This window comes from Lysinibacillus sp. (assembly GCF_032093475.1).
Taxonomy (GTDB): Bacteria; Bacillota; Bacilli; order Bacillales_A; family Planococcaceae; genus Lysinibacillus; species Lysinibacillus irui.
Map to the genome: position 1 here is coordinate 10,461 of NZ_DAMDAY010000134.1, position 1,886 is coordinate 12,346.

At 37.9% G+C, this 1,886-nt stretch carries 3 protein-coding genes; all 3 read left to right on the forward strand.

Features of this window, described 5'->3' with window-relative positions:
* A partial coding sequence (gene ccsA / locus RT445_RS20495; protein ID WP_313471446.1) for a cytochrome c biogenesis protein CcsA occupies positions 1–638 on the forward strand: 638 nt, incomplete at its 5' end.
* A gap of 18 nt (positions 639–656) precedes the next feature.
* Complete coding sequence (hemC, locus tag RT445_RS20500) at positions 657–1,589, forward strand: hydroxymethylbilane synthase (protein WP_274793952.1); 933 nt, start codon at positions 657–659, stop codon at positions 1,587–1,589.
* The coding region (locus tag RT445_RS20505; protein ID WP_313471447.1) for a uroporphyrinogen-III synthase at positions 1,579–1,886 on the forward strand (308 nt) is incomplete at its 3' end. The genes hemC and RT445_RS20505, both read left to right, overlap by 11 nt.

Consider the following 1,886-nt stretch of genomic DNA (forward strand, 5'->3'; position numbering starts at 1 on the left):
TTCCAATCTTATCTTTGTCAGAGGGGATTCTCTTTTACTCCTGGTTACTTGTGACGCTATCGATCATTCTACATTGTATAGCTAGGGTTGATTTGCCTGTATTTATTATTAATATACTAGGGTTTTTATTCGCTAGTATATTTACTTTTATGCCAAAACGTCCTACAGGCGCTGTCGGGGATACATTAATTTCGGAAATGCTTTTTATTCATATATCATTTGCGATATTGTCCTATGCCGCATTCACGTTAACATTTGTGTTTGCCATATTATACTTGGTTTTATATCGTTTGCTGAAAAAGAAAAAGTGGTCACATCTATGGACAAGGTTACCATCCTTACAGCAGACAAGTAGCTGGATGAATATGTCATTTTTTATTGGAATTCCAGTTTTATTTATAAGTTTAATATTGGGCTTTGAATGGGCACTATTAACATTAGAGAGTCTTTCGATTTTCGATGCAAAGATCATAGGGTCCTTCATCATTTTAATTTTGTATTGCGTTATCTTATATGTGAATCGCAAAAGCAAGCTGACAGGTACAACTTATGCATGGGTACATATATATGCCTATTTATTAGTTGTTGTGAACTTCTTCTTAGGAAGCAGTTTATCGCGATTCCATTTATGGTATTAGAAGAAAGGTTGGAGACTGTTGAGAAAAATTATTGTAGGTTCTAGGAGAAGTAAGTTGGCGCTAACTCAAACTAATTGGTTTATCAATGAGTTAAAAGAGGCTGGTGTACCATTCGAATTTGAAGTGAAAGAAATCGTGACCAAAGGTGATCAAATTTTAGATGTACAGCTATCTAAAGTTGGAGGGAAGGGATTGTTTGTTAAAGAAATAGAGCAAGCCCTTTACGATAAAGAAATAGATTTTGCTGTTCATTCTATGAAAGATATGCCTGCTGTATTGCCAGATGGCTTAGTAATTGGTTGTATTCCTCCACGTGAAGATGCACGTGATGCATTTATTTCAAAAGGACATATTAAATTTGCAGATCTTCCTGCTGGTGCTGTAGTGGGGACAAGTTCTTTGCGCCGTAGTGCACAGCTATTAACAGTACGCCCTGATATCGAAATAAAATGGATTCGAGGAAACGTTGATACGCGTTTAGCTAAGCTGGAAGATGAAGAATATGATGCGATTATTTTAGCAGCAGCTGGTTTGAAACGATTAGGCTGGAGTGATGATGTCGTTACTGAATTTTTACCAGTAGAAGATTGCTTACCAGCAGTAGCACAGGGCTCTCTAGGAATTGAATGTCGCGCAGATGATGAGGAGCTATTGGCTGAATTAGCAAAGCTTACTGATCAATTAACATGGCAAGAAGCACATGCAGAACGCGCATTTTTAGCAGCAATGGATGGTGGCTGTCAAGTACCTATCGCTGGTTACGCCACTTCAAATGGGGATGAAATTACTTTAACAGGCTTAGTTGCCGCTCCTGATGCATCTGTTATCTATAAGGAAACAGTAGTGGGGACAGATGCACAAAAAATTGGAGAAGAGCTTGCAGCAATATTAACAGAACAAGGTGCATTCGAATTAATTCAGCGCGTAAAGGCTGAGCAAGATGCAAAATAATTTACCTCTAAAGGGTAAAACAATCGTTTTAACTGGTACATCTAAGACAGCTACTATTGTAGATGACATCACAGCATTAGGTGGCCATGCTGTAATTGCCCCATTAATTGAAACTTGTGAACGATTGGGCAGTAATGATGCTGAGCAATTGAAAAAGGCATGTCAATTTGATTGGATTATATTTACTAGTCAAAATGCTGTCGATGCTTTTGCTAGTAAGATGCAACAGCACCAATTTAGGGTCGATAATTTTAGAGGGAAAATTGCCTCTATAGGGACAAAAACAACATCAGCGTT